The sequence below is a fragment of the Caballeronia sp. GACF4 genome (genome assembly GCF_023631025.1).
Lineage (GTDB): Bacteria > Pseudomonadota > Gammaproteobacteria > Burkholderiales > Burkholderiaceae > Caballeronia.
On the sequence record NZ_JALQDW010000051.1, the window covers coordinates 1 to 5,440 of the forward strand.

A 5,440-nucleotide genomic window follows, 5' to 3' on the forward strand; every position below is an offset into this window, starting at 1 on the left:
CTGCATGAGGAGCCTGACGATTACCTACTTTCACACGGGAGATCCGCACTATCATCGGCGTGGAGTCGTTTCACGGTCCTGTTCGGGATGGGAAGGGGTGGTACCAACTCGCTGTGGTCATCAGGCATGACTTGTTGTCGTGCGCCGGGTGGGCACACAACCAATCCGGGAAGAAGCAGTAAATGTTGGGTGGCGATTGTCGCACACGCATAACTCGCCAGTGGTTCAAACACACTGGTTATAGGATCAAGCCTTACGGGCAATTAGTATCAGTTAGCTCAATGCATTACTGCACTTACACACCTGACCTATCAACGTCCTGGTCTAGAACGACCCTTCAAGGGGCTCGAAGCCCCGGGGATATCTCATCTTAAGGCGAGTTTCCCGCTTAGATGCTTTCAGCGGTTATCTCTTCCGAACATAGCTACCCGGCGATGCCACTGGCGTGACAACCGGTACACCAGAGGTTCGTCCACTCCGGTCCTCTCGTACTAGGAGCAGCCCCCTTCAAATATCCAACGCCCACGGCAGATAGGGACCAAACTGTCTCACGACGTTTTAAACCCAGCTCACGTACCTCTTTAAATGGCGAACAGCCATACCCTTGGGACCGGCTACAGCCCCAGGATGAGATGAGCCGACATCGAGGTGCCAAACACCGCCGTCGATATGAACTCTTGGGCGGTATCAGCCTGTTATCCCCAGAGTACCTTTTATCCGTTGAGCGATGGCCCTTCCATACAGAACCACCGGATCACTATGACCTGCTTTCGCACCTGCTCGACTTGTCGGTCTCGCAGTTAAGCACGCTTATGCCATTGCACTATCAGCACGATTTCCGACCGTACCTAGCGTACCTTCGTACTCCTCCGTTACACTTTGGGAGGAGACCGCCCCAGTCAAACTGCCTACCATGCACTGTCCCCGATCCAGATCATGGACCAAGGTTAGAACCTCAAACAAACCAGGGTGGTATTTCAAGGACGGCTCCACCGAAACTAGCGTTCCGGTTTCATAGCCTCCCACCTATCCTACACAGATCGGTTCAAAGTCCAATGCAAAGCTACAGTAAAGGTTCATGGGGTCTTTCCGTCTAGCCGCGGGGAGATTGCATCATCACAAACACTTCAACTTCGCTGAGTCTCGGGAGGAGACAGTGTGGCCATCGTTACGCCATTCGTGCAGGTCGGAACTTACCCGACAAGGAATTTCGCTACCTTAGGACCGTTATAGTTACGGCCGCCGTTTACCGGGACTTCAATCAAGAGCTTGCACCCCATCATTTAATCTTCCGGCACCGGGCAGGCGTCACACCCTATACGTCCACTTTCGTGTTTGCAGAGTGCTGTGTTTTTATTAAACAGTCGCAGCCACCAGTTTATTGCAACCTCTTCACCCTTCCAGCGCAGGCTGGTTAAGCTACAGAGGCGTACCTTATCCCGAAGTTACGGTACCAATTTGCCGAGTTCCTTCTCCCGAGTTCTCTCAAGCGCCTTAGAATACTCATCTCGCCCACCTGTGTCGGTTTGCGGTACGGTCACTATTAGACTGAAGCTTAGAGGCTTTTCTTGGAACCACTTCCAATTGCTTCGCTTCCGAGGAAGCTCGCGCCACACCCTTGAATTATGTGCCCGGATTTGCCTGAGCACCTTCTCCAATGCAGCGACCGGGACGTCCAACACCCGGACAACCTTCCGCGATCCGTCCCCCCATCGCATCTAACAATGGTGCAGGAATATTGACCTGCTTCCCATCAGCTACGCATTTCTGCCTCGCCTTAGGGGCCGACTCACCCTACGCCGATGAACGTTGCGTAGGAAACCTTGGGCTTACGGCGAGGGGGCTTTTCACCCCCTTTATCGCTACTCATGTCAGCATTCGCACTTCCGATACCTCCAGCACGCTTTTCAACGCACCTTCGCAGGCTTACGGAACGCTCTCCTACCATGCATATAAATATGCATCCGCAGCTTCGGTGACTGGCTTGAGCCCCGTTACATCTTCCGCGCAGGACGACTCGATCAGTGAGCTATTACGCTTTCTTTAAAGGGTGGCTGCTTCTAAGCCAACCTCCTGACTGTTTTTGCCTTCCCACTTCGTTTCCCACTTAGCCAATCTTTGGGACCTTAGCTGGCGGTCTGGGTTGTTTCCCTCTTGACACCGGACGTTAGCACCCGATGTCTGTCTCCCGTGATTGCACTCTTCGGTATTCGGAGTTTGCTATGGCGTAGTAATCCGCAATGGACCCCACAACCATGACAGTGCTCTACCCCCGAAGGTGATACACGAGGCACTACCTAAATAGTTTTCGGAGAGAACCAGCTATTTCCAAGTTTGTTTAGCCTTTCACCCCTATCCACAGCTCATCCCCTAACTTTTCAACGTTAGTGGGTTCGGTCCTCCAGTACGTGTTACCGCACCTTCAACCTGGCCATGGATAGATCACTTGGTTTCGGGTCTACGCCCAGCAACTGATCGCCCTATTCGGACTCGCTTTCGCTACGCCTGCCTTAATCAGTTAAGCTCGCTACTGAACGTAAGTCGCTGACCCATTATACAAAAGGTACGCCGTCACCCCTTGCGAGGCTCCGACTGTTTGTATGCATGCGGTTTCAGGATCTATTTCACTCCCCTCCCGGGGTTCTTTTCGCCTTTCCCTCACGGTACTGGTTCACTATCGGTCGATCACGAGTATTTAGCCTTGGAGGATGGTCCCCCCATCTTCAGACAGGATTTCACGTGTCCCGCCCTACTTGTCGTACCCCTAGTTCTTCCACGCTGTTTTCGCTTACAGGGCTATCACCTGCTATGGCCGCACTTTCCAGAGCGTTCAGCTAACAACACAGATAAAGAGTACAGGCTGATCCCATTTCGCTCGCCACTACTCTGGGAATCTCGGTTGATTTCTTTTCCTGCGGTTACTTAGATGTTTCAGTTCACCGCGTTCGCTTCACTAAGCCTATGGATTCAGCTTAGGATGACCCATTCGGGCCGGGTTTCCCCATTCGGATATCGGTGGATCAAAGCTCGTTTGCCAGCTCCCCACCGCTTTTCGCAGGCTACCGCGTCCTTCATCGCCTGTGATCGCCAAGGCATCCACCACATGCACTTGTTCGCTTGACCCTATAACGAGTGTGTCTGCCAGCATTGCTGCCTTTAAGCCCACCGTCATAGGTTGAGTATTCGCGTTGTGCCGTATTCCAAAGCAATCTTTCGATCACCTTTTCATACTTGATACAATCACAACCCTGATTACCCGACTCACACCCATCTCTAAGTGCTTTCGAATAATCTCTTTACTACTTCTTCCAGATTGTTAAAGAACGACAGCCGATAGCGTGATCAAATTCGATCACCTACCCGCGCTGACTGGCTCAATCGCCAATGCGCAACGTTGAACCCCGCGTTCAGCGCTGTGCATTGAGGATTGGTGGAGGATGACGGGATCGAACCGACGACCCCCTGCTTGCAAAGCAGGTGCTCTCCCAGCTGAGCTAATCCCCCCGTGTGTGCCTGACTCAGTCTGCTCGCTTGGTCGTTTTAAGCACCGCTTGCCCGGGTGGTGGGTCTGGTTGGATTCGAACCAACGACCCCCGCCTTATCAAGACGGTGCTCTAACCGACTGAGCTACAGACCCTTAGCCTGTCTTTCTGACAGCCGATAAGCGTGAACACTTGAGTGGGCGAGCGTTTAAGCTCGAGAAAGGAGGTGATCCAGCCGCACCTTCCGATACGGCTACCTTGTTACGACTTCACCCCAGTCATGAATCCTACCGTGGTGACCGTCCTCCTTGCGGTTAGACTAGCCACTTCTGGTAAAACCCACTCCCATGGTGTGACGGGCGGTGTGTACAAGACCCGGGAACGTATTCACCGCGGCATGCTGATCCGCGATTACTAGCGATTCCAGCTTCACGCAGTCGAGTTGCAGACTGCGATCCGGACTACGATCGGTTTTCTGGGATTGGCTCCACCTCGCGGCTTGGCAACCCTCTGTTCCGACCATTGTATGACGTGTGAAGCCCTACCCATAAGGGCCATGAGGACTTGACGTCATCCCCACCTTCCTCCGGTTTGTCACCGGCAGTCTCCCTAGAGTGCTCTTGCGTAGCAACTAAGGACAAGGGTTGCGCTCGTTGCGGGACTTAACCCAACATCTCACGACACGAGCTGACGACAGCCATGCAGCACCTGTGCGACGATTCTCTTTCGAGCACCCCAAGCTCTCACCCGGGTTTCGTCCATGTCAAGGGTAGGTAAGGTTTTTCGCGTTGCATCGAATTAATCCACATCATCCACCGCTTGTGCGGGTCCCCGTCAATTCCTTTGAGTTTTAATCTTGCGACCGTACTCCCCAGGCGGTCAACTTCACGCGTTAGCTACGTTACTAAGGAAATGAATCCCCAACAACTAGTTGACATCGTTTAGGGCGTGGACTACCAGGGTATCTAATCCTGTTTGCTCCCCACGCTTTCGTGCATGAGCGTCAGTATTGGCCCAGGGGGCTGCCTTCGCCATCGGTATTCCTCCACATCTCTACGCATTTCACTGCTACACGTGGAATTCTACCCCCCTCTGCCATACTCTAGCCTGCCAGTCACCAATGCAGTTCCCAGGTTAAGCCCGGGGATTTCACATCGGTCTTAACAGACCGCCTGCGCACGCTTTACGCCCAGTAATTCCGATTAACGCTCGCACCCTACGTATTACCGCGGCTGCTGGCACGTAGTTAGCCGGTGCTTATTCTTCCGGTACCGTCATCCCTACCCGGTATTAACAGGTAGGTTTTCTTTCCGGACAAAAGTGCTTTACAACCCGAAGGCCTTCTTCACACACGCGGCATTGCTGGATCAGGGTTGCCCCCATTGTCCAAAATTCCCCACTGCTGCCTCCCGTAGGAGTCTGGGCCGTGTCTCAGTCCCAGTGTGGCTGGTCGTCCTCTCAGACCAGCTACAGATCGTCGCCTTGGTAGGCTTTTACCCCACCAACTAGCTAATCTGCCATCGGCCGCCCCTATAGCGCGAGGTCCCGAAGGATCCCCCGCTTTCTTCCGTAGATCGTATGCGGTATTAATCCGGCTTTCGCCGGGCTATCCCCCACTACAGGACACGTTCCGATGTATTACTCACCCGTTCGCCACTCGCCACCAGGGTTGCCCCCGTGCTGCCGTTCGACTTGCATGTGTAAGGCATGCCGCCAGCGTTCAATCTGAGCCAGGATCAAACTCTTCAGTTCAATGCCTGTTACTGTTTTCGGTTGTTTTACCAACCGGTCGCTCACTCAACGTACTGACGATGATCAATCCGTCTTTCGACAGATAAACCTTCCTCTAATACTGTGTGAGACTTGATAACTTTCGCTAAACGTCCCAACCCCGAAAGGTCAGAACCGCTCGCGCCATCAAGTGCCCACACTTATCGGCTGTTAGTTTTTAAAGAGCA

General features: G+C 53.3%; 2 tRNA genes and 3 rRNA genes. All 5 read right to left on the bottom strand.

The window, feature by feature from the left end:
* Positions 1–11: 11 nt before the first annotated feature.
* The 5 genes from rrf to NCR40_RS31105 all read right to left on the bottom strand — a co-directional run bounded on the left by rrf (position 12) and on the right by NCR40_RS31105 (position 5,234).
* Positions 12–125 (bottom strand): 5S ribosomal RNA (gene rrf, locus NCR40_RS31085).
* Positions 126–242: 117 nt separating this feature from the next.
* Positions 243–3,123, bottom strand: a 23S ribosomal RNA gene (locus NCR40_RS31090).
* 305 nt (positions 3,124–3,428) lie between these two features.
* Positions 3,429–3,504: transfer RNA gene (locus NCR40_RS31095), tRNA-Ala, on the bottom strand.
* Between the two features lie 56 nt (positions 3,505–3,560).
* Positions 3,561–3,637 (bottom strand) — tRNA-Ile (locus NCR40_RS31100).
* Between the two features lie 64 nt (positions 3,638–3,701).
* Positions 3,702–5,234 (bottom strand): 16S ribosomal RNA (locus tag NCR40_RS31105).
* Together the 16S, 23S and 5S rRNA genes with 2 tRNA genes alongside form the textbook arrangement of a ribosomal RNA operon.
* Positions 5,235–5,440: the final 206 nt, after the last annotated feature.